General features: G+C 35.0%; 28 protein-coding genes and 1 pseudogene. 26 read left to right on the forward strand and 3 right to left on the reverse strand.

Translation table 11 applies throughout. From position 1 onward, the window contains the following. Positions 1-78 precede the first annotated feature (78 nt). From CDZ92_RS03880 to CDZ92_RS03915, 8 genes and pseudogenes are all read left to right on the forward strand, one after another. The gene (locus CDZ92_RS03880) at positions 79-1,146 is read left to right on the forward strand and encodes a helix-turn-helix domain-containing protein (RefSeq protein WP_096153704.1); all 1,068 of its coding nucleotides are present in this window, start codon (positions 79-81) and stop codon (positions 1,144-1,146) included. Further along, on the forward strand, positions 1,124-2,668 hold the full coding sequence (locus CDZ92_RS03885; protein ID WP_441296489.1) for a RecQ family ATP-dependent DNA helicase: 1,545 nt from the start codon (positions 1,124-1,126) through the stop codon (positions 2,666-2,668). Before CDZ92_RS03880 ends, CDZ92_RS03885 begins: the two co-directional genes overlap by 23 nt. Next, positions 2,658-3,281, forward strand: a complete 624-nt coding sequence (locus CDZ92_RS03890) for a CPBP family intramembrane glutamic endopeptidase (RefSeq protein WP_441296490.1) — start codon at positions 2,658-2,660, stop codon at positions 3,279-3,281. Before CDZ92_RS03885 ends, CDZ92_RS03890 begins: the two co-directional genes overlap by 11 nt. Next, positions 3,268-3,918: a LysM peptidoglycan-binding domain-containing protein gene (locus CDZ92_RS03895; protein ID WP_176483704.1), complete on the forward strand. Its 651-nt coding sequence runs from the start codon at positions 3,268-3,270 to the stop codon at positions 3,916-3,918. Before CDZ92_RS03890 ends, CDZ92_RS03895 begins: the two co-directional genes overlap by 14 nt. A gap of 464 nt (positions 3,919-4,382) precedes the next feature. After that, a complete protein-coding gene (locus CDZ92_RS03900) occupies positions 4,383-4,838 on the forward strand; it encodes a DUF2663 family protein (RefSeq protein ID WP_096153712.1) in 456 nt (151 codons plus the stop codon). Between the two features lie 80 nt (positions 4,839-4,918). Continuing rightward, on the forward strand, positions 4,919-5,287 hold the full coding sequence (locus CDZ92_RS03905) for a hypothetical protein (protein ID WP_096153713.1): 369 nt from the start codon (positions 4,919-4,921) through the stop codon (positions 5,285-5,287). 45 nt (positions 5,288-5,332) lie between these two features. Then, positions 5,333-6,061: a metallophosphoesterase gene (locus tag CDZ92_RS03910; RefSeq protein ID WP_096156902.1), complete on the forward strand. Its 729-nt coding sequence runs from the start codon at positions 5,333-5,335 to the stop codon at positions 6,059-6,061. Positions 6,062-6,157: 96 nt separating this feature from the next. Then, positions 6,158-6,295, forward strand: a pseudogene (locus CDZ92_RS03915) (IS1595 family transposase); the annotation flags it as partial. A 70-nt stretch (positions 6,296-6,365) separates the two neighbouring features. Here the strand turns inward: CDZ92_RS03915 and CDZ92_RS03920 are convergent. After that, positions 6,366-6,953, reverse strand: coding sequence for a hypothetical protein (locus CDZ92_RS03920; RefSeq protein ID WP_096153715.1), 588 nt, complete (start codon positions 6,951-6,953; stop codon positions 6,366-6,368). 337 nt (positions 6,954-7,290) lie between these two features. Here CDZ92_RS03920 and CDZ92_RS03925 point away from each other — a divergent pair, with 337 nt between their 5' ends. The 4 genes from CDZ92_RS03925 to CDZ92_RS03940 all read left to right on the forward strand — a co-directional run bounded on the left by CDZ92_RS03925 (position 7,291) and on the right by CDZ92_RS03940 (position 11,836). Beyond that, positions 7,291-8,199, forward strand: a complete 909-nt coding sequence (locus CDZ92_RS03925) for a MerR family transcriptional regulator (protein ID WP_096153716.1) — start codon at positions 7,291-7,293, stop codon at positions 8,197-8,199. Between the two features lie 243 nt (positions 8,200-8,442). After that, a complete protein-coding gene (locus CDZ92_RS03930; protein WP_096153718.1) occupies positions 8,443-9,033 on the forward strand; it encodes a genetic competence negative regulator in 591 nt (196 codons plus the stop codon). Positions 9,034-9,413: 380 nt separating this feature from the next. Continuing rightward, positions 9,414-10,694 carry a Glu/Leu/Phe/Val family dehydrogenase gene (locus tag CDZ92_RS03935; RefSeq protein ID WP_096153720.1) on the forward strand — a complete coding sequence of 427 codons (1,281 nt, stop codon included), beginning with the start codon at positions 9,414-9,416 and terminating at the stop codon, positions 10,692-10,694. 170 nt (positions 10,695-10,864) lie between these two features. Next, positions 10,865-11,836, forward strand: coding sequence for a YpdA family putative bacillithiol disulfide reductase (locus CDZ92_RS03940; protein ID WP_096153722.1), 972 nt, complete (start codon positions 10,865-10,867; stop codon positions 11,834-11,836). Positions 11,837-12,175: 339 nt separating this feature from the next. On the opposite strand, the gene CDZ92_RS03945 is transcribed toward CDZ92_RS03940, so the two are convergent. Beyond that, on the reverse strand, positions 12,176-13,150 hold the full coding sequence (locus CDZ92_RS03945; RefSeq protein ID WP_303621588.1) for an asparaginase: 975 nt from the start codon (positions 13,148-13,150) through the stop codon (positions 12,176-12,178). Positions 13,151-13,261: 111 nt separating this feature from the next. Here CDZ92_RS03945 and prsW point away from each other — a divergent pair, with 111 nt between their 5' ends. From prsW to fni, 9 genes are all read left to right on the forward strand, one after another. Further along, the gene (prsW, locus tag CDZ92_RS03950; RefSeq protein WP_096153724.1) at positions 13,262-13,912 is read left to right on the forward strand and encodes a glutamic-type intramembrane protease PrsW; all 651 of its coding nucleotides are present in this window, start codon (positions 13,262-13,264) and stop codon (positions 13,910-13,912) included. Positions 13,913-14,263: 351 nt separating this feature from the next. Then, positions 14,264-15,313, forward strand: a complete 1,050-nt coding sequence (gene sleB, locus CDZ92_RS03955; RefSeq protein WP_255249849.1) for a spore cortex-lytic enzyme — start codon at positions 14,264-14,266, stop codon at positions 15,311-15,313. Positions 15,314-15,328: 15 nt separating this feature from the next. Further along, positions 15,329-16,669: a germination protein YpeB gene (gene ypeB / locus CDZ92_RS03960; protein WP_096153728.1), complete on the forward strand. Its 1,341-nt coding sequence runs from the start codon at positions 15,329-15,331 to the stop codon at positions 16,667-16,669. 394 nt (positions 16,670-17,063) lie between these two features. Continuing rightward, complete coding sequence (locus tag CDZ92_RS03965; RefSeq protein ID WP_176483706.1) at positions 17,064-17,720, forward strand: flagellar brake protein; 657 nt, start codon at positions 17,064-17,066, stop codon at positions 17,718-17,720. A 33-nt stretch (positions 17,721-17,753) separates the two neighbouring features. Continuing rightward, complete coding sequence (locus CDZ92_RS03970; RefSeq protein WP_319830036.1) at positions 17,754-17,945, forward strand: DUF5359 family protein; 192 nt, start codon at positions 17,754-17,756, stop codon at positions 17,943-17,945. Between the two features lie 84 nt (positions 17,946-18,029). Next, complete coding sequence (gene cmk / locus CDZ92_RS03975; RefSeq protein WP_096153734.1) at positions 18,030-18,716, forward strand: (d)CMP kinase; 687 nt, start codon at positions 18,030-18,032, stop codon at positions 18,714-18,716. A gap of 3 nt (positions 18,717-18,719) precedes the next feature. Continuing rightward, positions 18,720-19,301, forward strand: coding sequence for a lysophospholipid acyltransferase family protein (locus tag CDZ92_RS03980; RefSeq protein ID WP_096156904.1), 582 nt, complete (start codon positions 18,720-18,722; stop codon positions 19,299-19,301). Positions 19,302-19,623: 322 nt separating this feature from the next. Next, entirely contained in the window at positions 19,624-20,766 is a 1,143-nt protein-coding gene (rpsA, locus tag CDZ92_RS03985) for a 30S ribosomal protein S1 (RefSeq protein WP_096153735.1), read from the forward strand. A 21-nt stretch (positions 20,767-20,787) separates the two neighbouring features. Beyond that, positions 20,788-21,843, forward strand: coding sequence for a type 2 isopentenyl-diphosphate Delta-isomerase (gene fni, locus CDZ92_RS03990; protein WP_096153737.1), 1,056 nt, complete (start codon positions 20,788-20,790; stop codon positions 21,841-21,843). Between the two features lie 52 nt (positions 21,844-21,895). Here the strand turns inward: fni and CDZ92_RS03995 are convergent, their stop codons facing one another. Further along, a complete protein-coding gene (locus CDZ92_RS03995; RefSeq protein WP_096153739.1) occupies positions 21,896-22,030 on the reverse strand; it encodes a YpzI family protein in 135 nt (44 codons plus the stop codon). Positions 22,031-22,156: 126 nt separating this feature from the next. On the opposite strand from CDZ92_RS03995, the gene CDZ92_RS04000 reads away from it, so the two are divergent. The 5 genes from CDZ92_RS04000 (at position 22,157) to CDZ92_RS04020 (ending at position 26,867) form a co-directional block, all read left to right on the forward strand. After that, positions 22,157-22,777, forward strand: coding sequence for a YphA family membrane protein (locus CDZ92_RS04000; RefSeq protein WP_096153741.1), 621 nt, complete (start codon positions 22,157-22,159; stop codon positions 22,775-22,777). Between the two features lie 180 nt (positions 22,778-22,957). Beyond that, positions 22,958-24,268 (forward strand): ribosome biogenesis GTPase Der, encoded by a 1,311-nt coding sequence (gene der / locus CDZ92_RS04005; RefSeq protein ID WP_096153743.1) that lies wholly within the window; start codon positions 22,958-22,960, stop codon positions 24,266-24,268. A 14-nt stretch (positions 24,269-24,282) separates the two neighbouring features. After that, on the forward strand, positions 24,283-25,314 hold the full coding sequence (locus CDZ92_RS04010) for an NAD(P)H-dependent glycerol-3-phosphate dehydrogenase (protein ID WP_096153745.1): 1,032 nt from the start codon (positions 24,283-24,285) through the stop codon (positions 25,312-25,314). 615 nt (positions 25,315-25,929) lie between these two features. Next, positions 25,930-26,133, forward strand: coding sequence for a DUF2768 domain-containing protein (locus tag CDZ92_RS04015; protein WP_096153746.1), 204 nt, complete (start codon positions 25,930-25,932; stop codon positions 26,131-26,133). Positions 26,134-26,141: 8 nt separating this feature from the next. Further along, the gene (locus CDZ92_RS04020) at positions 26,142-26,867 is read left to right on the forward strand and encodes a hypothetical protein (RefSeq protein WP_096153748.1); all 726 of its coding nucleotides are present in this window, start codon (positions 26,142-26,144) and stop codon (positions 26,865-26,867) included. Positions 26,868-26,970 lie beyond the last annotated feature (103 nt).

The raw sequence follows: 26,970 nt of genomic DNA on the forward strand, positions 1-26,970 counted from the left end.
TATGACAAAATATAAACGTGCCAAAATTCCACATTTTTTGATAAAATAAGAGTATCTTATTAAAGGTGTTGAAAACTATTGCGTGCTTTACAATTTATTTGTTTGTACTGTTTAAATAAATTTAATGGAGAACGCTCTGTTTCGGCCATTTATCATTTATTAAGAGGAAAAAAGTCATCTCAAACCATTCAAGATGGACAGTTATTTCAATTGCATTCTCTTTTCGGTATGTTACCAAGTGTAACACGGGAATCCATTACGGATGCAGTCGTGAAATTAGAAAAGCACCTACTTATTATCGTAAATAATGAAGGTCATTATGCACTTACGGAAAAAGGGCAACACACGCTTATTAAGTTTAGTGATGATTTCAACCTACCAACATATTTAAACGGATGGCAATATCATAAATTGTCTCTTTTGTTTTGGAAAAGGTTTTCGTTATTAATCCAAACACTTTCAAATATTTTAAACAAGTATTCAAATTTCCTTCCTGTTCAAACAGATCTCGATACTCAATATTTTATAAAAAAGTCCATTTTATCTAAGAAAATGTCTACCCATCAATATGCTGAACAAGTTCATAGTGAAACAGAAAATCTTTTCGCAATGCTATCGGAAAAGGAAGCGACGATACTTACGTATCAACTTTCTGGATACAAGGAAGCAGGTCTTACCATTTATCAACTAGCCAAAAGGCTAAAGGTAGAGGAAGAATGGGTTCAAATCCTTTTTATTGGGGCTATTCATCAAATGCTTACAAAGTTGGATCAAAATAAAGATGATTTTCCAGAGCTTTATTCATTATGTGAGGATGTAATGCAAGAAAGTACATTTACTGTTACGACAGAGAAAACATGGAGATTGTTAAACAGAGGTTTTTCAATGGACCAGATTGCACAAATTCGCCTTCTTAAAATGAGTACAATTGAAGATCATATAGTAGAAATTAGTTTGCACGACCAACAATTTAGCATAGATGAATATGTATGTGAAAAACATAGAAAAGAAATTGAACATGCGATTCGAACTTTGAAGACGAAGCAATTAAAACGATTAAAAGAATATATCAACAATAAGAATATTAACTATTTTCACATTAGACTTGTATTGACAAAGATTGGTGATCGTATTGAACCTAAATGACATTTTAAAAACTAAGCTTGGATTCGATTCCTTCAGGGATGGTCAAAAGGAAATTATACAAGATGTTTTGGATGGACATGATGTATTAGCTTTACTTGCAACTGGTGGGGGCAAAACGTTATGCTACCAACTTCCAGGCTATATCTTACAAGGGTCTGTCCTTATTGTCTCTCCTTTGTTGTCATTAATGGAAGATCAAGTACAACAAATGAAAGCATTTGGAGAAAAAAGAGTAGTAGCCATCAATTCTTTTTTATCTTACCAAGAAAAAGAGAGAATGCTAAAACAAAGTCTTTCAGCTAAATTTATTTTTATTTCACCAGAAATGTTGCAGTCAAAAAAGTGGATAAAAAAGTTAAGTGAAATTCAGATTGATTTGTTTGTAGTGGATGAAGCTCATTGCGTTTCTCAATGGGGACACGATTTTAGAACAGATTATTTAAAGTTAGGTGAAGTGAGACAACAATTGAAAAGTCCACCTTGTCTTGCTTTAACAGCCACTGCGACAAAAGAAGTACTTCGTGACATGAAAGAGATATTACAATTACAGAAACCAAAGGAGCATATCCATTCTGTAGATCGAGCTAACATTGCATTTAAGGTGGAAAGAGACTTTTATCATGCAGAAGAAAAAAGACAAAGGCTACTTTACTTGTGTAACGAACTAAAAACACCAGGAATTATTTATTTTTCAAGTAGAGCAAAAGCTGAAGAGATGGCGCAGTTTTTACAAGAAAATGGAGTGGAGCGGGTAGAGTTTTATCACGCAGGTCTATCTACTTCAGAAAGAGTCTTAATACAACAACAATTTATTTTAAATAAAATAAATATCATTTGTTGTACTAGTGCATTCGGAATGGGTATTAATAAAGAAAACATTCGCTTCATTATTCATTATCAACTTCCAACGTTACTTGAGTCGTATGTTCAAGAAGTCGGAAGGGCAGGAAGAGATGGGGAGCGAAGTATCGCTATTTTACTTCACACAGAAGATGATGACTATTTGCCGCAATTTATTATTGAAAATGAACTTCCATCCAAACAAGTGATAACCTTTATTTTGCAGCGATTAGTTTCTGAATATAAAACGGTTACCCAAAAAAGCAGTGAAATGGAACAATACTTTGTGGAAGAGTGCGGGATAGAAGAAGTTCATTGGCGCTTCGTATCGTATCATATAGAAAAGTATATTGCGTTAAATGGCGTACTTTCTTCTAATAATGTAGGTATCTTAGAAGAACATTTACACGATAAAGTTGAAAAAAGAATGGTATGGAAGCAAAAAAAGTTACAACATTTGCAAAGATGGATTTATTCGTCCTCTAACTGTAGAAGAAAACAATTATTACATTATTTTTCAAGTGAAAGTATTCTAGATAATAATGACTACTGTTGTGATATATGTGGTATTTCCTTAGAAACATATATACGTAAAAAGGATATGGAAATCGAAGAAGAACCTTTTTCGTGGAGAAATCAATTAAAAAAACTACTAGTTCAGGATGGTCAAAGTGAGAAATAAACAAGCAGAAGCGTTAAAACATATGTCAGATAAAGAACTGTTAGGCCATCTTTATGTGTCTCAATTGCTGTTTTTATTGGTGGGAGTTATACTTTCATTCTTTTTATTCGATAGTTGGGAAGAGTTTATATCCATATGGACTTTTCAGCCATTTGATATTTTCGTTATAGGTACGATTTTTGCACTGGTTGTTTATTTTGCGGATCTACTGTTAATGAAGTTTGTTCCTAAGTATATGTTTGATGATGGTGGCATAAATGAAAAAATGTTTCAAAGGAGAACGGTTCTTCATATTTTTTTTCTAGCGTTTATCATTGCGTTAGTGGAAGAATTTTTATTTAGAGGAGTCATTCAAACACATTTTGGATTAGTTGCAGCAAGCGTCATTTTTGCCCTAATGCATATTCGTTATTTATCTAAATGGTTACTCTTATTTTCTGTTGTGTTATTAAGTTTCTTACTAGGACTTATTTATGAATATACTGGTAGTGTTCTTGTAACATTTTGGGCACATTTTTTAATAGATTTGCTTTTAGCGTTAAAAATTAGACATGATTTTATCAATAAATACGTAAATAATGATGGTGGGAGGGATAACGATGAGCAAAAATGAAACAGATAAACTAGATCAAGCGTCAACATTAAGAGAAAAAGCGGTAAGGGTGAAAAAGTTACCTCCTCGAAGTGAGTTGCATGCAAATAAGAAAAAGAAAACAAAATGGAAAATACATTATCCGATGGTCCGGTTAATTTCAATCGCATTCTTTCTAATTCCTATTGCGATATTAGCACTAGTGCTTAGTGATGATAATAATATTATTTCAAGAATATTACCTTCTGAATCTTCCATATACGAACCGATCCACGTCTTGAAACCAACACCACCGCCAGCTGCAGATGATGACAAATCAGATTCAAAGGAAACAGAAGACAAGGTGGATGAAGAGGAATTAAAAGAAGTAATTACAGAAGAGCAAGCAACAGAACCTTCGGAGCAAGATAAAGAAGTGAAGGAAGATAAAGCAGAGCAAGAGAATTCAGAGCCTGTCATCGACGAGTCAGCAATAGAAGAAGATATTGAAATCATTTATCATACTGTTCAAAAAGAAGAAACGTTGTTTAGTATTTCTGTAAAATACTACAACGGCCGACATGGCGAAAAAATCATCAAAGACTTTAATAACCTTATAACAAACCAAGTAAACGTCGGCCAAACTTTGAAAATACCAATTAAAAAGCAAGATTCATAAACGCAAAAAACACCATACTTATGTGGTGTTTTTTCATATTCCTTTTTACTTGTATCAATTTCATAATTACGGTTGGTTTAATGAAAAACGAATATTTTAGTGATATACAAAATAATATGTTGTTTATTAAGATGTATGAATACAGAATACGATGCTGTTATTCGTTTTTCGTATAGTAGTCATACATTATGAAACGGACTCACTTGAAAACTTTAACTCAGTAAAAAAATTTATAAATTACTATCTAGCTGTTGATTGGAGCGCAAGCCGGAGACTCCTGCGGAAGAAGCGAGTGGCGGAAGACCCCACAGGTGAAGCTGAGGAGGCTTCCGACTCGCCCGCGGAAAGCGAAGGCTTGCGCTCCAATCAACAGCAATAGGAATTTTTTATAACATCTTCTCATATGAACAGAGACAAGCGCATATTTTGTACAAAAGATGTTGTGAAAGGAAGTGCCCTTTCTTATGGAAAGCTCAATAAAAAATTTAGATACCTATACAGATGAAGCAACAAAACAAACCTTACAAGCACTTGTAGATAAAAAACGAAAATTCGATGCCTTTAAGAAAAAAGAATTCTCATGGAGGATTTTATGTATAGCATCGATCGGATTGTTCTTTTTGTACCTATATTATTTCATCGTTTTGAACGTAATTAACTTTTCATTATTGTTTGCTCACATATTAGATGATTCTTCTCATTTTTACGTTATCATGTTTATAGGAATACAAATAGCAATTATTAAGTATTATTTAATGAAAAAAGATAAAGCAGAGAAAGAATATCATGAACTTCGAAAAGAAATCGTAAAACGTAGTGATGACTACTGGAAACAAACCCATGAATGGAAACAACGCCATCATGTATTTGCCATGATGAAAAAAGAGTTTGATATTAACTTGTATCATGAAGGGAAGTAACGCTTTTCCCTTTCGGTAGGAGGTCTAATTTTGTATAAATTAAAAACGTTGAAACTCCGTCAACAAAGAAGTGGTTGTCCATGGTAAAACATAGTTTATATTTTATTGGTGCATGCTTTTTTGGATATAAATTTATTGATATCTTTCCTAAAGCAGATTCATTCAATGAACTGCTTTCTATTTTTGTTTTTAGTCCCTTTACATTGTTCTCAAGTTTAACGTGCTTGTTGTTTAGCTTTATTTTTTACGGGGAATTGTTTCATGAATTAAGGTACAGTAGGCACATTCATCGTTATGAAAAAACTTTTTTTGTAGGGATAATGGTAAGTCTAGTATTATTAGTGTTAGTTGGTGGAATGAAGGGCGTGTTGTTGTTACTCTTTTCCATCATTTATGGTATGATTTCTGCAGTAAATACGAAAAGAACAATAGTTAAAGGAGTAAAATAATTGATCCCTTTGTTAATCACATCCATTATCATTTTCATTCTAATCATGTTGTTTTATATGTTTAAGCAAGCATTTGCTGATAATGTTACAGAAGAAACAATCCTAATTGAAGACTTCCCAAAAACTTTTGGTGAGTTGAAAATTTTCTTCCTTTCAGATGTTCATAGACGAGAGATAACAGACGAAGTGTTGAGTAAAGTTAAGAAAAAAGTAGATATTGTTGTAATCGGTGGTGACTTAACGGAAAAGAAAGTGCCGTTTGCTAGAGTAGAAGCAAATCTGCAAAAGCTAAAAACTATTGGTGCACCTATATATTTTGTATGGGGTAATAATGATTACGAAACTGATTTTCGAACGTTAGATGCTATCCTTTTGCAGCATGGTGTAAAAGTGTTAGATAATACGGCAGTAACATTTGAATCCAGAGAAGGTGAATACATACAACTGTTAGGAGTGGACGAATTAAGTGTAGAAAAAGATAACTTATCACTTGCGTTATCAGATTGTAGAACGAATTCATTTAAAATACTTGCCGCCCACAATCCAGAAATAATAGAAAAGTTTACAGAAGAAGAAAAAATCTCTTTTGTTCTATGTGGACATACACATGGAGGGCAAATACGTATCTTCGGTTTTGGTCCTTATGAAAAAGGAAAATTACATGTGTTACCACATACGAAACTTTTCATCAGTAACGGCTACGGGACATCTCTGCTCCCACTAAGACTTGGAGCACCAGCAGAAACACATATTCTAACATTAAAAAGAGGGTGAAAGCCTTCTTTTTTTTACGCTGTTTTCAAATAGATTGTTGCTATTTGACCATACTAAAAATAGGTTGATATAATGCCACTTATGGAGGTGTCGTCAATGTGGATACACGTTTATCTTGATTTCAGCGACCTATCGAAATCGGAACAGTTAGCGTTATTTAAAGCAATGAAGAAGGACTTATTTCCAGAAGAACGAGAGGATATTGCAAAGATGCTCAAGGACATTCGTGAAACCCTAATGATGTTCAAAATTCGAATTACTATACCGTAAAATCGTTAAGGAGTTCATTCAGTAAATCGGCAAATTAATAATCAATCATCTGATTTGCTAAATTTGTCAATATTTCTAATACGCGTTCTTCACTAACTTGGTTAGAATCATCTCGATTTATGTATCCGATTTCAACTATTAAATCATTATAAGAAAATGTAATACTCCCACCATTACTCCCGCCATTGTAAAAATGTGCTTTTATACCATCTTTCAATGTTATTTCATCACTAGGAGTTACATTGTCGTAGTAAACTTCAAAATCATAAATATATACTTCAATTAGTTGAAAGTGATTGTCTGTTCTATCTTTGTTTATTGCTTTTAGTGTAAGTGAAATGTCTTTTTTGTCATCACGCTCAAACCAATCTCTGATTTCAAATTCTTCAAAACCATTACTTTCAAATGGTAATTCGGTAGGTACTTTTACTTGAAAAGGAACAGCGTCTAATGCGACTTCTAATGTCGGTGCTTGATAAACTTTAGGAATATTATCTGTTTGTCCTCCTTGTTGCTCTTCTTCTAACTTTGAAGTATTAAGTAACCCACTTGCTTGCTGCTGACAACCTGCAAATAAAACTCCTAAAAGGATTATTGTAGCTATCAATAAGTTATTCTTCATATCCATCACTCCTTAATATGCTTTTACGAACTTATTTACTAAAAGGTTTCAATATTTAGTAAACTTTTTTTATTTCAATTATTATTTTTAATTCCTTTAAAAACAACAATCTTTACGAAAACAGCGTTTTTTTATTATAGATTCCATAATTAAAAATTATTGATTTTGCTATATTTAAATCCTGCAGCGGAAAGGAACAGGCAAGATTTTAATTCTGAATATATAAGAAATAGAGATTAATTAACTGTAGAAGTTATCCAAAACATACACAAAGTTTACACGCCACTTTCACTTCGTTATAATTCAGATAAGATTTAAACGAGAGAAAGGGATTACTATGCAAAATCAAGAAGGAAAATATAATATAAAAGCAGTTTCTAATATGCTAGGCATTCAAGCTGGTACGCTAAGAGCTTGGGAAAGAAGATACCAAATAATAGCACCAGTGCGCAATGATTCTGGTCATCGTTTATATACAGAAGAACATATCAAAATACTTAAATGGTTAATCGAAAAAGTAGATAAAGGATTTACGATTAGTCAAGCAGTCTCATTGTTAGAAAAAAACGAACTGTCCATTACAGATACGGTTAAAGAAACAATAGACGATAAATCAGTAGTATTATTTGACGAACTATTAGATGCGCTGTTATCTTTTGATGAAGCGAGAGCACACGTAATAATGGATAAAGTCTTTACTATTTATTCGGTTGAAAAGGTGTTAATAGACATTTTAGGTACGCTTTTAGTAAGAGTGGGCTCATTATGGGAAGAAGGAACAATTACAAGTGCTCACGAGCATTTTGCTTCCTCCTTTTTGCGATCTCGTATCGGAAGTATATTACACACGTTGCCGACAAATGGCTTTTTACCAAAAACAGTATCTGTATGCGGACCAGGAGAGTGGCACGAATTAGGATTATTAATATATACGTTATATGTTAAGCGTAAAGGCTTTGACACGATTTACCTCGGTGTGTCATTAGCGGATAATGATATCCATGTAGTAATAGAAGAAATTAATCCAAAGTTTCTATTTTTATCTTGTACATTGAAAGATAATTTAGAAAAAACATTATTACTTGTAGTCGAATTAGAAAGTAAATATCCAAACTTACATGTTGGAATTGGTGGTCATGCCATTGGTTATATGAATGAAGAAGAAAGAGCAAAGTTCGATAAAAATATAATCGGGTTGAATATAGAGCAGTGGGATCATTGGTTAAAACAAAAGATGAATGAATAGAAGTGAAAGGGCACCAACATATAGTATGTTGGTGCCCTTTTTGTTTTTAGTGTAGTTTATAAGTTTTTTCACCATATTATCTTCGAACCAACTGAGAGATACTTTCATAAACTACATTAAGCTATAAATGCATCACCCGTACTAATTATTGAAAACCAAACAGTAAAGCGAATGTATGTGAAGTGAAATACTATTTAAGATGATAGCAATTTATCGGACTGTATTGTTGGGAGGAGACTTTTCATGCGGCTTGAACGCATTACGAATAACAAGATTAAAGTATTCCTCACGTTTGATGACCTTTCAGATAGAGGATTAACGAAAGAAGACTTGTGGCAAGATTCAGAAAAAGTACATCAACTATTTCGCGATATGATGGATTCAGCAAACGACGAACTAGGATTTGAAGTAAATGGTTCTTTAGCGGTAGAAGTTTATTCGCTACAAGCGCAAGGGATGGTTATAATCGTCACGGTGACAGATGACATATCGGACGAAGAATTTTTGGATGATTACATTGAAATGCAAGTAACGATAGATGAAAGTGAAGAAGTTCTTTATGAATTTTCATCATTTGAACATATTATTGACCTTGCTAAAAGACTAAAACCTTTCCAAATGGGAACTGGAAAACTATATAGTTATCAAGACTTGTACTTTTTGTTACTAGAAGAAAAAAACAACCATATGGACATAGATACACTTATTTCTTTATTGTCAGAGTATGGTTGCCCTGCGACAATGACGATTCACAGAATTCACGAATATGGAAAAATAATTATGGAAGAAAATGCACTTAGTACAATAAGGAAATATTTTAAAAACGCACTATAAAAACATCTCTACATATTATTTTTGTAGAGATGTTTTTTCTGAATAATTAGCTAATTAAACTCACTATAAATGCTTTTGTCTCAACAATGTAATCGGTTACATTTATTTAAAAAAATATTATTTTCTATCTTTGCATAAATGCATGGAAGGTGTATACTAATGTCTGAGTGCAACACAATATATTACAACTGAGTCCGTTTCATAATGTATTACTACAATACGAAAAACGAATACTTACAGCATATTTTTATTGAAAAATACTTTAAAAACGAGCAAGTAACTCCGTATAATAGTAAAACATTCGTTTTTCACTAAACGAACCGTAATTATGAAATTGACTCAACTAACAAACAAAGGGAAACATTCTAGGAGGTTTACTTATGGTAGCCGAAAATAATAATGAAAAAGCTCAGCAAAAAGAGGATAAGCTTGACGTATTGAGATCAACACAAGTCGTGATACATAAAGCGTTAGAAAAGCTTGGATATCCAGATGAAGTGTATGAGTTATTAAAAGAACCAATTCGCATGTTAACAGTAAAAATTCCAGTTCGTATGGATGACGGCTCTGTAAAGATTTTTACTGGATACCGTGCTCAACATAATGATGCAGTTGGACCAACGAAAGGTGGAATTCGTTTCCATCCGAACGTATCTGAAAAGGAAGTAAAAGCACTTTCGATTTGGATGAGTTTAAAATGTGGTATTGTTGATTTACCATATGGTGGAGGAAAAGGTGGGATCGTTTGTGACCCGCGTGAAATGTCCTTCCGTGAGTTAGAGCGATTAAGCCGTGGTTACGTTCGTGCTATTAGCCAAATCGTTGGACCAACAAAAGATATTCCGGCTCCAGACGTATTTACAAACTCCCAAATTATGGCGTGGATGATGGACGAGTATAGCCGTATTGACGAATTTAACTCTCCAGGATTCATTACAGGTAAACCGCTTGTACTAGGTGGCTCTCATGGTCGTGAATCTGCTACTGCTAAAGGTGTTACAATTTGTATCCGTGAAGCAGCGCAAAAATGTGGCATTGAATTAAAAGGTGCTCGCGTCGTTGTTCAAGGTTTCGGAAACGCAGGTAGTTACTTATCAAAGTTTATGCATGATGCAGGCGCAAAAGTAATCGGTATTTCTGATGCGTACGGTGGTCTTCACGACCCGAATGGATTAGATATTGACTACTTATTAGACCGTCGTGATAGTTTCGGAACAGTAACGAAATTATTTAATAATACAATTTCAAATAAAGAATTACTAGAATTAGATTGTGATATTTTAGTTCCAGCAGCAATTGAAAACCAGATTACGGAAGATAATGCTCATAACATTCGTGCAAAAGTTGTAGTAGAAGCAGCCAATGGTCCGACTACAATTGAAGGAACGAAGATCTTAACAGAGCGTGGTATCTTACTTGTACCAGACGTATTAGCTAGTGCTGGTGGAGTAACAGTTTCTTACTTCGAATGGGTACAAAATAACCAAGGTTATTATTGGTCTGAAGAAGAAGTAGAAGAAAAATTAGAAAAGATTATGGTAAGGTCCTTTAACAACATTTATGAAACAAGTCAAAACCGCCGAGTTGACATGCGTCTAGCTGCCTACATGGTTGGTGTACGTAAAATGGCAGAAGCATCTCGCTTCAGAGGCTGGATTTAATATTTGCACATCCCATACCAATCCCCTATCATATAAAGGTAGGGGATTCTTTATTGGATTTTGAAGTCTGGAATGTAGTTTTTTCTTCTATGATATGTTAGTAGTTGTACAATTCACTACCTATATATTTTAAAGAAATGATTAGAACATAAATAAAGGAGTGACGGTTTGTGCTGAAAGAAGACGTCATAATTGTCGGAGGCGGACCGTGTGGATTAGCGGCGTCAATAAGCCTGCAAAAAATAGGGAAAAACCCACTCGTACTAGAAAAAGGTAACATCGTAAATGCCATATACAACTACCCAACACATCAAACCTTCTTTAGTACAAGTGAAAAATTAGAAATAGGTGGAGTGCCATTCATAACAGAAAATAGAAAACCTGTTAGGATCCAAGCCTTAACATATTACCGTGAAGTAGTTAGAAGAGAAAACATAAGAGTAAATGCTTTTGAAACAGTAAAATCGGTTCAAAAACAAAAAGATGGTACATTTGTTGTATCTACTTCAAAAGAAACGTATGTTACCCCTTATGTTGTAATTGCTACAGGTTATTATGATAATCCAAACGTACTAAGGGTACCTGGCGAGCAGCTTCCAAAAGTATCGCATTATTTCAAAGAAGGCCACCCATACTTTGATAATGATGTTGTTGTTCTTGGTGGGAAAAATTCATCAGTGGATGCAGCACTTGAATTAGTGAAGGCGAACGCTCGAGTTACTGTCATCTATCGTGGTAGTGAGTACTCCCCGAGTATAAAGCCATGGATTCTTCCGGAATTTGAAGCTCTTGTTCGAAACGGAACCATTAAGATGGTGTTCGATGCAAACGTGACGGAGATAACAAAAGATACAGTAACTTATCAAACCAAGCTTAGTGAACCAACTACCATAAAAAATGACTTCGTTTTTGCCATGATTGGCTATCATCCTGACCATCAATTTATAACGAAGATGGGAGTTGATATTGACACCCTTACAGGTAGACCTATATTTAATGAAGAAACAATGGAAACAAATGTAGAAGGAATATTTATTGCCGGTGTTATTGCTGCAGGTAACAACGCAAATGAAATTTTTATTGAGAACGGTAGATTTCACGGTGACGGTATTGCAAAAGCGATTCAATTAAAAGAAACATAAGAAAAGAGAGATTGCGACAAAGGTCAATGAAGTTTAATTTACCTTAGAAAAAAGTTGAAGTTGAACTTGATAAGGGCGATGAAGTTCAATAAGCCTAAAAATTATATCGATAATGAACTTCATAAGGCCGATGAAGTTCATTACCCCTTAAAAATTTATCAAAGATGAACTTCATCTTAACGTAAAAATTAGCTTAATATGTACTTCAACAACATCCATTACGTAAAAAAGGCAGGGACAAAGAGCCCTGTGAATTTATATAGAGAGGCCCCAAGAACAATTTTTTCTTGGGGCCTCTCCACTTGTTACCGTCGTTTTTCAACCTAGTTATTTAAGTTTTCACTTTAAAAATAACGCTTGTAGTTGCTCGGAATCATTTGTCTTTTCAAGTGTAACTAATAATTTTATTCTAGCTTTTTGTCCATTTAATCCATTCGAAAAGATTAAACCTAATTCTTTTAAGCGGCGGCCTCCACCTTCATACCCGTATATATCCTGGACAATACCATTAAAACACCTCGAAACGAGAACAACGGGAATGTTATCTGCTAAAAGGCTTCTAATGCCATCAATTGTAGATGGAGGTAAATTTCCTTGACCTAAAGCCTCTATTACTAGACCATCAATTCTCATTGATTTAAGTGCCTCGAAAATCGAAGAATCCATCCCAGAATAAGCTTTTAATAGCATGACATTTTTATTTACTTCCGTTATTTTGTATTTATCTTGTTGAACAGGCATATGATGGAATGATACGCCACGCTTCGTAACTAACCCGATAGGTCCGTATTGTGGACTTTGAAAAGTCGCAATGTTACTTGTATGTGTTTTTGTAACATTTTTGGCAGTATGCACTTCGTCATTTAATACGACTAATACGCCTTTTCCAATTGCACTTTCACTCGAAGCAACTTTAATCGAGGAGAGTAAATTGTACGGTCCATCAGATCCGAGTTCATTACTAGATCTCATCGCTCCCGTTAAAACAATTGGTACATTAGCTTTTGTCGTTAAATCTAGGAAAAATGCGGTTTCCTCAAGTGTATCCGTTCCGTGTGTAATAACAATCCCATCATATGACTTTTCTAGTACTTGCGCATCAATAAATTGAGCAAGCTTCAACATATGACTTGGTGTTATATGTGGTGATGGCAAATGGAATAATTCACAATCTTCGATAATTGTGTTTGAATCTGTTACAAGTGGGTTAGTAACAAGTGGATTGGCAGCTCCAGGGGAAACAGCCCCTGTATGTTCATCTTCTTGCATAGAAATAGTACCACCAGTATGTATGACTAATATTTTTTTCTTCAAGTTGTTCATCCCCTTAGTTTTCATTTTTTTGGGAAAATGAAGACAAGTTGTTTTCATCAATAACATATCATGTTACCATTAAAAAAAATAGATAGAAATGAGGCTTTTTTCATGGTAGCCATTATTTCAGCAGGAATAGCTCCTGGTTTCGCACTTTTATCTTATTTCTATTTAAAAGAACGATTTAACTCAGAAGCCGTTCCTACCTTAATTCGGTTGTTTATCTTCGGCTCTATACTTGTCTTTCCACTAATGTTTATTCAATATGTACTAGAATTTGAGTTGGCAATAAAATCAGCATTTATTCAATCTTTTTTTATTTCTGCACTTTTAGAAGAATTTTTTAAATGGTTTATATTAATTTACCTCGTATATCAACATGTGAAATTTGAACAAAGATATGATGGAATTATATACGGAGTTACCATTTCTTTAGGATTTGCAACGGCGGAAAACATTTTGTACTTGTTTGCTAATGGCATTGAATTTGCACTTGGGAGAGCGATTTTACCTGTATCAAGTCATGCGCTATTTGGTGTAATAATGGGCTATTATCTTGGGCGAGCAAAATTCAAAACCGATAAGAAAAAAATAAGTTTTTGGCTAAGTTTAGCTCTAGTTTTACCATTTTTATTACATGGTACATATGATTTTATACTTCTTTCAGGCAAACACTGGGGCTTTTATATGCTACCTTTCATGATATTTTTATGGTGGCTTGGTTTGCACAAAGTAAAAAAAGCAAAAAAATACTCACTATAAAAGGACCTTCATTTAAGTAAAGTTACTAAATGAAGGTCCTTTTTTGTTTTTATACTTAAAGTAAAATAACCCTATATTGAAACTTTCTTTCTTAAAATGTATAAAATACCAACTTCTACAAAAAATACTTTTAACAGAGTAAGTTTCATAATACGATTACTTATACGAAAAACGAATTAAACAATTTATCCCTTTAGTAAAAGCGCTTTATTAAACGAACATTATATGCTTAGTAAGGGATATCAATTCATTTTTCACTAAACGAACCGTGATTATGAAATTAATTCGACCCATGCTTATTGAAAGTAAAAGGAGGAAACGAAAGTGAAACGAATAGCAATATTTTCATGCCTGTTCCTTTTTTGTTTTAGTTTGTTTATTATAAATCAACCACAAGTTGGGGCATTTTCACAACAAATTATTCAAAGGGGAGCTACAGGTGATGACGTTATTGAGTTGCAATCTCGCCTCCAATATAACGGCTATTACCACGGTAGAATTGATGGAGTTTATGGCTGGTCTACCTATTGGTCAGTTAAAAATTTCCAACAAGAATTTGGTTTAGATGATGTGGACGGATTGGTTGGTCCAAAAACGAAAGATATGTTAGAAAGAGCAACAAAATTCAATAAAGATTGGGTACATCAAAATTTAAAAAACGGAAAAAGGTTCACTCATTACGGTGGAATGCCATTAGAGCAACAAGTTGCACCGGTACCTGAAACTGTTGAAAAAGCTAAAAAAGCAGCACAAACACAATGGGCAAAACAAAAGCCTAAATTTCAACAACCGCCAGACCAACAACAGCAACAACCGCCAGACCAACAACAGCAACAACAGCCAGACCAGCAACAGCAACCGCCAGACCAACAACAGCAACAACAGCCAGACCAGCAACAGCAACAACCGCCAGAACAGCAGCAACAGCCAGACCAACAACAGCAACAACAACCAGAACAACAACCAGAACAACAACCCGCTCAACAAGAAGATGATACAGAAGAAGCGGATGAAACACCGACTGCTATGAACATGCCGGGTGGTTTTTCTGAAAATGATATTCAATTAATGTCCAATGCTGTATATGGAGAAGCAAGAGGAGAGCCGTTTGAGGGTCAAGTTGCAGTTGCTGCAGTGATTATCAACAGATTAAATAGCCCTACTTTTCCTAATACAGTCTCAGGTGTCATATTTGAACCGTTAGCATTTACTGCAGTTGCGGATGGTCAGATTTGGTTAACACCGAACGAAACAGCAAGAAGAGCGGTGCTAGATGCAATTAATGGCCAAGATCCTTCAGAAGGTGCAACATACTATTTCAACCCAGATACTGCAACAAGTGGATGGATTTGGGGTCGACCACAAATAAAAAGAATCGGAAAACATATTTTCTGTGACTAAAGAGGGTGATATTCAATGTTAAGACTTGTAATAATCGCTGTGTTGACTGTAGCGGTTGTAGGTACAGGATATTGGGGATATCAAGAGCATCAAGATAAAAATGCTGTCCTCATCAATGCAGAAAACAATTATCAACGTGCGTTTCATGACTTAGTTTATCATTTAGATTTACTCCAAGATAATATCGGTACAACGCTTGCGATGAGCTCAAGAGAACGACTATCTCCATCACTAGCTGAAGTTTGGAGAATAACATCAGAAGCTCAAAACGATGTAGGACAACTTCCTCTTGCGTTAATACCATTTAACAAAACAGAAGAATTCTTATCCAATATCGGTACGTTTAGCTATAAAGTAGCTGTTCGTGATCTAACAAATGAACCGTTATCTAGTGATGAATACAATACGTTGGAACAATTGTATTCAAAAGCAGGAGAAATTCAACAAGAACTAAGAAAAGTCCAAAATTTAGTTATTAAAAATAACTTAAGATGGATGGATGTTGAACTTGCACTTTCTGCACAAAATCAACCTCAAGATAACACTATCATTAATGGCTTTAAAACAGTAGAGAAAAACGTAGAGGGATATGAAGAAGCAGATTTTGGTCCAACTTTTACATCCCTTTCTAACTCAGACGAAGGTTTTAAATATTTACGTGGAAAAAAAATTAATGAAAATCAAGCAAAAGAAATAGCGATAAAATTTTTAAGTCTTGAAGGAGATGAAAAAATTCGCGTAACAGAAAGTGGAGAAGGTGCAAACGAAGGTTTTTATAGTGTGACAATCATTGATAAAGATGAAAAAGATACGTATATGGATATAACAAAAAAAGGTGGCTATCCAATTTACGTCATACAAAACCGTGAAATTAAGAAAAAGAATATAAGCTTGAATGATGCTGCCAATAAAGCTCGCGAGTTTTTAAAAGACAATAACTTTGATAGCTTAGATTTATATGAATCAATGGAGTATGATAATGTCGGTGCTTTCACTTTCGTTTCGGAAGTAGAGGGTGTAAGAATATATTCAGATGCAATTCGTATGAAAATTAGTCTTGATAGTGGAGAAATTGTTGGTTTTTCTGCTAAAGACTACTTAATGGCACATCACACTCGTGACATTCCAGAGCCAGGTATTTCAATAGAAGAAGCAAGAGACTCCATTAATGAAAAAGTATCAATCATGGAAAATCGTTTAGCGGTAATCAATAATGACTTTGGTGAAGAAGTACTTTGTTACGAATTTATGGGAACAATAAATGACGACACCTATCAAATCTTTATAAACGCTGATAACGGCCGTGAAGAAAGCGTAGAAAAACTAAAAAACGCAGAACCTTTATATGATTTATAAGCCAATAACGGAAAAGCAATAATCTGCTTTTCCGTTTGTTTTTTTGCTCTTTTTGTATTTATTAAACATTTAGTGACTTGCAGCGGAAGGCACTGGACTCCTGCGGGAAGTAGAGCGAAGCGTGAGCCCCACAGGCGGTACGCCGAGGAGTAGTTTTTTCACGATAGTGAAAATTAACCTTCCGCTGCGCTCCCCGCGGAAAGCCAGTGCCTGTAGCGGAAAGGAACGGTCATTATTGAAAATTTTATGAGTTATAGTAAAAACCGGTAATAAAGTCTTATCTTACACAATAATGACAAATACCCTTCACAATTCCGATTATGAATGGTTTAATGGAAATAGGATATTAGAACTACTAAAAAATTAATTGCTAGTAAGAAAGTGGGGAACTGTAGTGTTAAAAGAAGGCTTAACTTTGACACTTATTATCCATAATGAAAATGGAAATGATAAATATCGTTGTAAAGTACAAGAAGTCGGTAATTCCGAATTACTAATAGATTACCCAATTCACCTTTTTACAGAGAAAACTACTTTCTTAATGAATGGTACTCCTGTTACCGCTTCTTTTGTTGCAGAAGAAGGTGCTGCATATGAATTTTCTTCTGAAATAATCGGAAGAACAAAAAAAGCTATACCACTAATAAAACTATTACTACCTCCAAAAGAAACGTTTACAAAGATTCAAAGGAGAGAATATGTTCGTGTAGAAAGTAGTGTGGATACAGCAGTACATTCTGTTACAAGAACATTTAAACCATTTGTAACGGTTACACACGATATAAGTGCTGGAGGTTGTGCTATTAACTTACCTAAAGGAGTTTTCTTAGACGAAGACGCTTATATTACGTTAGATTTGGTTATGCATTATAACAATGATGATATCCAATACTTAAAAGTAGAGGGAAAAGTTATAAGAATGTTCGAAGGTGTAGATAAAGGTAGACATAGAGCTTCCATTAAATTTTTGAACTTGAAAGATATAGAGCGCCAGCATGTTATTAAATATTGTTTTGAACAACAACTTTTAAAAAGAAAAGTGTATAGTTAAAACACTCTGTCACCAAACTATATAGTAGAAGAGGTGACCGTTTTGAAAAAAGTAGAAAACATCATTATCAAACTGATTATCATTCAATTTGTGTGCTTGTTATTCGCACAAGGTATGACCTTGTACACGAATGCAGCACCGTATATGTCAAAAGTGGTTCACTATGAGGGGGTAAATGGACAAACGATACAACAATACATAGAAACATTCGACCAACAGAAATGACTATGATAAAATAATGAAGACTTTACGAGCGGGGAGAACCTGCTTTTTTTCATGAAATTAACTCAGTTTATTGGAGGAAATACGATGCAAACTCAAAACAAAAACTTTTCGATTGCAATAGACGGGCCGGCTGCTGCTGGGAAAAGTACAGTGGCAAAAATAGTAGCAGACAAACTAGGTTACTTATATATAGATACGGGTGCAATGTATAGAGCGGTTACGTATGTCGCATTAAAACAAGGAATAAATCTCGAAAACGAAGAGGAACTAAAATATATTTTAGCGAATATTACAATAGACTTACGTGTAGGATCAGACGGTAAACAACATGTGTTCATTAATGAGGAAGACGTTACAGAGGCTGTTCGCACTCATGAAGTAACAAATAATGTTTCGGTTGTTGCAAAACATAAAGTAGTACGAGAGGAACTAGTTTTACGCCAGCGTGAGCTTGGTGAAAAAGGTGGCGTTGTCATGGATGGACGCGATATTGGAACACATGTATTACCAAAAGCAGAAATTAAAGTATTTCTATTGGCATCAGTAGACGAAAGAGCCAATCGCCGTCATGCAGAAAACTTGTCTAAAGGGTATGAATCCGATTTAGAAAAACTAAAAGAAGAAATTGCTAGAAGAGATAAACTAGACTCAGAGCGCGAAATTGCTCCGTTAAAAAAAGCAGATGATGCGGTAGAATTAGACACAACTTCTTTAACAATAGAAGATGTAGTTACAAATATTATGGAGCTAGTAAAAGAAAGGGTGGTGTAAATGATTACATTTTATTCATTTGTGAGAGGTCTCGTATACACTGTTTTTAAGCCTTTGTACCGAATTAAGATTATCGGTACCGAAAATGTACCAAAAGAAGGTGGAGTGTTAATCTGTTCTAATCATATTCATAACTTTGATCCACCTGTTGTTGGGATCACTAGTCCGCGTCCTATTCACTTTATGGCTAAAGCGGAGATTTTCGATGTTCCTGTTCTAGGGAAGATTGTGAAAGGGTTAAATGCTTTTCCTGTTAAGCGAGGTATGAGTGATCGTGAAGCACTTCGAACGGGTTTAAAAGTATTAAAAGAAGGACATGTTCTTGGACTTTTTCCGGAAGGAACAAGAAGCAGAACAGGAGAAGTTGGAAAAGGATTAGCTGGAGCTGGCTTCTTCGCACTTAGAACAGAAGCTGCAGTAGTACCATGTGCGATTATTGGACCATACAAAGCTTTTAGTCCGTTGAAGGTGGTTTACGGACCACCAATTAACATGGAAAAATTACGTGCAGAAAAAGTAAATGCTGAAGATACGACAGATATCATCATGAATACAATTAAAGAGTTAATAGAAAAGAATAAATAATAGCTGCTATTCTCATTTGACAAACACAGGAATATATTACAGTGTATAAGTGAATGGGTATTCATTGTTTGGAAACTTTTCATTTTATGGAGCTTATTAAATGACCAATTTTTCAAAAAATGATATAGTTATAATATGAGTTTTTTAATGATACGTTTCGATTATTAAAAGCTGAAATGGGATTTTAATTACGGAACGGACTCATATGAGGGTAAATTACAAAAGCAGCATGAGTAGAATATATAGAAAAAATCTACTCTATACTTGTAGCGGTCTCGTTACATACATATTTTTCGGCGTTGTATTAAGGAGGGTATTTGTAATGACAGAAGAAATGAACAATGTAGAGGTAGTATCATTAACACCAGGGGATAAAGTAACAGGTGTAGTGACGAAAGTAGAAGAAAAGCAAGTAATCGTAGACATCAAAGATTGTAAATTAGACGGAATTATTCCTATCAGCGAGCTATCAAGTTTGCATGTAGAACAAGCAACAGACGTTGTGAAAGAAGGCGACTCTTTACATTTAGTTGTTAAAAAAGTAGAAGATGAGCTCTTAGTTCTTTCGAAAAAACAAGTGGATGCAGAATTAGCTTGGGAAGACTTAGTAAAAAAATTCGAGACAGGTGAAGTTTTCGAAGCGGAAGTGAAAGATGTTGTAAAAGGCGGCCTTGTAGTTGATATTGGCGTACGAGGTTTCGTTCCGGCATCATTAGTTGAAAACTACTTTGTGGAAGATTTTGCTGATTATAAAGGGAAGACATTAACTTTTAAAGTAGTAGAACTAGATAAAGAGAAAAATAGAGTTATTCTTTCTCACCGTGCAGTAGTAGAAGAACAACTACAGGGTAAAAAGCAGTCAGTACTGGATTCTATTACAGCTGGAGCAACACTAGAAGGTACGGTTCAACGTATTACAGATTTCGGTGCATTCATTGATTTAGGTGGAATTGATGGATTAGTTCATATTTCACAATTATCATACGAGCACGTTTCCAAACCTTCTGACGTTGTACAAGAAGGACAAAAGGTGACAGTAAAAGTACTTTCTGTTGACCGTGACAACGAAAGAATCTCATTGTCTATTAAAGAAACACTTCCTGGACCATGGAATGCAGTATCTGAGAAACTATCTCCTGGTACTATTACGGAAGGTGTAGTACGTCGTATTGTTACATTTGGTGCATTTATTGAGCTATTACCAGGTGTAGAAGGACTTGTTCATATTTCACAAATTTCTAATAAACATATCGGTACTCCTCATGAAGTATTAACAGAGGGTGAAACGGTTACAGTAAAAGTATTAGAGGTAAACGAAAAAGAGCAACGTATCTCTTTAACAATTCGCGAACTTGAGGAAGTAGAAGAGGAAGAAGACTACAGCCAATATAACCAACAAGAAGAATCTAGTGGTTTTTCTTTAAGTGAAATGATTGGCGATAAATTAAGCAAATTAAAGAAGTAATTTGACAACAGGAGATGGAAGATGAGCAGAGCAAAACGTAAAATGGACCATATTGAACATTCTCTTTCGACTGGTCAAGAAAGAAAACATGGTTTTGAAGACATTACATTTGTTCATCAAAGTCTACCAGATTCATCTGTTGCAAACGTTAAACTTCATACGAAAATAGGCGAACTGTTTTTGAGTTCGCCTATTTTTATCAATGCGATGACTGGCGGTGGCGGTGAACAAACTTACCGTATAAACAAAAGCTTAGCTTCCGTCGCTCGCAAATGTGGTTTAGTACTTGCAGTAGGTTCGCAAATGTCGGCTATAAAAGATCCAGACGAAGCTTTTACATACAGAGTTGTGCGCGAGGAAAATCCAAATGGAATTATTTTGGCTAATCTCGGAAGTGAAGCAACTGTCGAACAAGCGAAACGAGCGGTTGATATGGTAGAAGCAAATGCGTTACAGATACATTTGAATGTCATTCAAGAGCTAGTGATGCCAGAAGGTGACCGAGATTTTACAGGTGCTTTGAAACAAATAGAGCAAATCACAAATACTTTATCTGTGCCAATAATCGTAAAAGAAACAGGTTTCGGAATAAGCAAAGAAGCAGCGGAGGAATTGAAGGGTATCGGTGTTTCTATTGTTGATGTAGGTGGATTTGGTGGAACAAACTTCTCTAAAATTGAAAATGCACGAAGAAGTAAAAAACTACAATATTTCGATTCTTGGGGAATCCCGACGACCACTTCTATTGTTGAAGTAAAGGAAGTAATGCAGCAACACGGGTCTGTTATTGCTTCTGGAGGGGTTCAATCTCCACTTGATATTGCAAAATCTATTGCACTTGGAGCGTCAGCGGTTGGTATGGCAGGATATTTGTTGAAAATATTGCTTGCTGATGGCGAAGAAGGTCTAATAGAAGAAATAACATCTATTCATGAAGACTTAACGATGATTATGACAGCACTAGGTGTCAACACGATAGACCAACTAAAACAAGTTCCGCTCATTATTTCTGGCAATACCCACCATTGGCTTACAGAAAGAGGAATGGATACGAAGAAATTTAGTATAAAACGATAAAAGGAATAGTCGCGCTGACTATTCCTTTTTTTTATGTGTGAAAAAAACTCTTTTATTGTTTGTTACGCTCTCTTGCTGCGTCAGGTCCTTCTAATGTTGTTGCACCTGGGTAGTTTAAAGATTGATCACGATCTGATTCGGTTCTTTTTTGCTGTTTCAGCTTTTTCTCTTGTCTATCTTTACCCATAAATGTTCACCCCTTATGTCTATTCGTTTTATTATTTTCCTATCAAGCTTAAAACATTCGTTTTCTTGTGATTAAGTTTCTTAAAATAAAGTAATACTGAACAAGGATAGGAGGTGTAACGATAATATGGAAGGTCATTTATTTTATTATCTTGCATGGGTTGGATGGATTATTGTCTTTTTCTTTTTTTCTGATAAAAAATTGCGATTTTTATTATCGTCCGTTATTTTATTATTAATTATTTGCTCTCATTTTTATATTAATGTTTTAGAATTTCGTTGGAATTTAGCTTATTTCGTTTTATTAGTCGCTACATTTTTCTTTCTGTCAAAAGTCACTCGGAAAAATAGTGTTTATATGTATTTTGCTAGTACATCCATTTCACTCGTTTATGTAACTTTTATTATTTTTGAAATTTTTGATCCGGTGTTCATTTTTTTAGGCCGTGAATGGATGTTAACGTTTATTATCCTCTACATGTGTTTTATGTTGTTTAAAGAAAAAGAACAACGCTACATCGGAGTACTAACAGGTTTGTTGCAAGGAGAGCTTCTTGCGGCTTTTATTATTTATAGTGTGTTCGGTTATAATATGGTAGCAGAATTACCATTCTGGGAGATCGTTACACTCTCTATTGCTGGATTAAGTATTTGGGTGCTTTTTGAAAAAACAACCGCATACCTAAATTCTTTAATACAAAAACATATAAAACAAAATAGAGTGTCCAAAACCATTAACACGAAATGAGTTTACACTTGTTGCATCTAGTGATATAATATTTTAGTTAGACCCTTCATTTTGAAGGGTTTATTTTATAACGTTGAAAATATTTCATTATTCTCATGAATGATTACACATAATAATAACAACCGTTAAAAATAGAGCGGAAATGTACATTGTTACATAGTTGAAAGGATGAACAAAAATATGGCTAAACCAACAGTTGCAATTGTAGGACGTCCAAACGTAGGTAAGTCTACAATTTTTAATCGTATAGTAGGAGAACGTATATCCATCGTCGAAGATATACCAGGTATCACTCGTGATAGAATTTATAGCGCTGGAGAATGGTTGAATTACAACTTTAACATTATTGACACGGGTGGTATTGAAATTGGAGATGCCCCATTTTTAGAAGAAATTCGCCAACAAGCGGAAGTTGCTATAGATGAAGCAGATGTCATTATTTTTCTGACAAACGGTCGTGAAGGGGTTACTTCTGCAGATGAGCAAGTGGCTAAAATTTTGTATAAATCAAAAAAACCTGTAGTACTAGCAGTTAACAAAGTGGACAACCCAGAAATGCGTGACCAAGTATATGACTTTTATTCTTTAGGGTTCGGTGAGCCAATGCCAATCTCAGGTTCTCACGGTTTAGGATTAGGTGACCTTCTGGACTTAGTTGTGGCTAATTTCCCTAAGCGTGAAGAAGATCCGTATGGCGATGAAATAATAAAATTCTCTTTAATTGGTCGTCCTAATGTCGGGAAATCATCATTAGTAAACGCACTATTAGGAGAAGAGCGTGTTATCGTTAGTGATATCGCAGGTACAACTAGAGATGCAATTGACACGCCATATAAGTACGACGGACAAGAATACGTCCTTATCGATACAGCGGGTATGCGTAAAAAAGGGAAAGTATATGAAACGACTGAAAAGTATAGTGTGCTTCGTGCATTAAGAGCAATCGAACGCTCAGACGTTGTTTTGGTAGTAATTGATGGAGAAGAAGGAATTATCGAGCAAGATAAAAAAATCGCAGGTTATGCTCATGAAGCTGGACGTGCAGTAGTAATTGTTGTAAATAAATGGGATGCAGTTGAAAAAGATGAGAAAACAATGAAAGAATTTGAAGAACAAATTAGAGAACATTTCTTGTTTTTAGACTATGCCCCAATCGTTTTCTTATCGGCAAAAACGAAAAAACGTATTCACACGGTAATACCTATGATTAATCTTGCAAGTGAGAACCACTCGTTACGTGTCGTAACAACGGTATTAAATGATGTTATCATGGATGCAGTGGCAATGAATCCAACTCCTACTCACAAAGGTACTAGGTTGAAAATTTATTATGCAACACAAGTTGCCGTAAAACCACCAACGTTCGTTATTTTCGTAAATGAACCAGAATTAATGCACTTTAGTTATGAGCGTTTCTTAGAAAATCGCATTCGAGATGCGTTTGGATTTGAAGGAACACCAATTAGATTAATTGCACGTGCACGTAAATAATTGGAGGGGATTGTATGAGTAAAGTTTCGGTACTAGGTGCTGGTAGCTGGGGAACTGCCCTAGCGCTTGTTCTTGCTGATAATAATCATGACGTATTACTGTGGGGACATCGTGAGGAGCAAGTTAATCAAATCAACAAAACACACCGCAACGAAAAATATTTGCCAGGTATAGAGTTGCCGACAAATATTAAAGCGAGTACTTCCTTAAAAGAAGCAATACAAGATACGTCCACAATCGTTTTAGCAGTTCCAACAAAAGCGATGCGAGAAGTGTGTAGACAAATTGTGCCGCTTTTAACGGAAAAACTAGTCCTTGTACATGTTAGTAAAGGTATTGAACCAGACACTCATTTACGTGTGTCTGAAATGATAGAAGAAGAAGTGCCAGAGCATTTGCGTGAAGCTGTTGTAGTGCTTACTGGACCAAGTCATGCGGAAGAAGTTAGCTTAAGACAACCAACAACAGTGACGGCTGCTTCATACGATATGAATGCGGCAAAAAAGGTGCAAGACTTGTTCATTAATCAACATTTCCGCGTATATACAAATCCAGACGTAGTTGGAGTAGAAATTGGTGGATCCCTTAAAAATATTATCGCATTGGCTGCCGGAATAACCGATGGACTAGGATATGGGGATAATGCTAAAGCAGCCTTAATTACACGTGGACTTGCAGAAATAGCTAGGCTCGGTGCAGCGCTTGGAGCGAATCCACTTACATTCCTAGGATTAACGGGTATGGGAGATTTGATTGTAACATGTACTAGTGTACACAGTAGAAACTGGCGTGCAGGAAATATGCTCGGAAAAGGGAAAAACTTAGACGAAGTTTTAGAGAGTATGGGCATGGTTGTTGAGGGCGTTCGAACGACAAAGGCAACGTACCAATTAGCTAAAAAAATGGATGTAAACATGCCGTTAACATTCGCACTATACGAAGTTCTTTTTAATAACGTGAATCCTAAAGATGCGGTTGATTTATTAATGAGCCGTGATAAAACTTCTGAGTTAGATGATTTGTCACAATTGCTCGGTAACCAATAATTATTGTTGAGCGCTCAATGTGTTGGGATAGTCACCTTATAGAATAAGAGCGCATATTGTATGAAAGAACAATAATACTTATTATGTCTTACAGAAACCCAAAATGTTCAAATTTTACATCAGAATAGGCATTTGGTGATGCACGTTTCATTCTTTTGCATAAGATGTATATGAGGATAATCAATGGTTGAGCTGTAGGATCGGTTCGTATTTAGTCCATTTCGCTGAAGTAAATCTGCCCCATTTACTTCAGTTTTTTTTGTTAAGGAATTTTTTTGTTTTATAGTCTATATTCATGAAAAAGTTTGTATTGAAGATTTTGCAGGTACCTTTTAATATTTTAAAATATCAGATTGATGATCGCACGAGGTGCGAGTCTCCTGCGGGAGAGTGCGTCAAGGAAGACACCGCAGTCGCAAATGTGACGAGGAGGCTCCCGAGACCACCCACGGAAAGAAAGAGCCTCGTGCTATCATCAATTCTTAGCACCCAAAAAGTAACTCTTTATGAATAAATTCATGAAATTGTAAGAATTTCTTCAGGACAAGCCCTGAGACAAAGTTCATAAACTGCGCGGAATATGCTATAATGGTCAACGGAAAAGGAGAGATGAGAATGACACCAGCTTTAATGAAAATGTGGATTTCTTTCGTTGCAATGGGATTTATGTTTATATCAGTTGTAATGGTTTACTTTACTAGATTTAAATTAAAAAACAACGTAATTAAAGGAATCTTAAATGTAATAGCTTTCTTGCTTATCGTTTTTTCAGGTATTATTATATTCTTCGTCGTATTTAGCGGACCAGTACCGGAGTGATGAAAAAAATGTTTAAAAAAAATATAGCCATTTTAGTCCTTTTACTACTTATTACAAATCTACTTACGGGGTGTTTATACCCACAAGAACGACGATCTGAGAATCAAGTACCATACTTAGACCAGTTACAGTCTGTACAATCAGCTGTTGATCAATACCAAGAAGCATCAGGTGGCTTGTTACCTATAAAAGACCGTGATATGGACACGCCAATCTATCAAAAGTATCCAATAGACTTTAATAAACTAATGCATGCAAGGTTTTTGCAAGATGCACCAGGAAATGCATTTGAAAGTGGCGGAGTATTTTTATATGTACTTGTTAATGTAGAAACGGAACCAACAGTCAAACTAATTGATCTTCGAGTTGCGGAACAATTAAGGGAAGTTAATTTACGTATCAACATCTATCGAAATCAACATCGTTTCTCGCCAGTCAAGGAAATGTTAAGTAATACAGCTTTTAGATTGGACCACGAGAAACTAAACTATGATACAGCACCATATGTCGTTAGTCCTTTTACTGGTAATAACTTACCAGTAATAATCGATACGAGCGGGAATGCTATTGTAGATTACTCTATGGATATATATGAGTATTTACAAAGTAATGACCACCAATTTGAAACTGGCGATGATGTACGAGATATATTAGTGGAGCATTCTGTATTTGTACCTGCTTTTTCCGTACCTTACACGATTGACGAAAATAATGAACCAATTTTCTTAAATTAGTCATGAACCCTTCTTTAGAGAATAAACTCTAAGGAAGGGTTTTTTATTTGGAGAAAAATGCTGGAACGATGTGCGAATTCCATTCAACCTTCATCTTTCCTTA

The organism is Bacillus sp. FJAT-45066, assembly GCF_002335755.1.
Lineage (GTDB): Bacteria > Bacillota > Bacilli > Bacillales > Bacillaceae_I > Bacillus_CD > Bacillus_CD alkalisoli.